The organism is Oleiphilus sp. HI0132 (assembly GCF_001635845.1).
This window is the reverse complement of sequence record NZ_LWGJ01001004.1, coordinates 1-470: the sequence shown is the minus strand read 5'-3', so window position 1 is coordinate 470 and position 470 is coordinate 1. Positions and strand designations below refer to the sequence as shown.

1 protein-coding gene is annotated in these 470 nt (G+C 56.8%); it reads right to left on the bottom strand.

Annotated elements, in window-relative coordinates; translation table 11 throughout:
- A partial coding sequence (locus A3766_RS28865) for a transposase (protein WP_197479546.1) occupies positions 1–470 on the bottom strand: 470 nt, incomplete at both ends.

Here is a 470-nt window from a genome sequence, read left to right as displayed (position 1 = left end):
CCATTGGAGGTCAATGCCAGGCGCTTTTCTGAAACAGCGGGTCGGCTAACGTAGCGGCAGAGCCGTTCGAGTTTATCCCTCTGATGTCCTTCGGCCATCACACCGGCATGGAGTGAAAACCCTGCCACTTTAGCCGCTTGGCCATAGCCTGGCTTCTCACTTTCGCAATGAGGGAAGGTTTGCAGGGTGAAGACCTTACTCCCTTGCTGGGGGCCGGTGGCGATGCGGTAAGTCACCGAGGAACCGTGCAGTTGCGTGAGTACATCTCCTCCTTCCTCGTCCAGCGTCAACCAGGTATTCTCGGCATCTCGCTCCAACAGACCGCGTTTTTCCAGGCAGCGAGCGACCCGGTGGCTGAGGGTGTTAACGAGCGCATTGAGTTCATGTTGAGTGGGTGCCTTGACCCGATGGAACCGCCGTTGGCCATAGGTATCTTCGGCGTATACGCCATCGAGAAATAGCATGTGGTA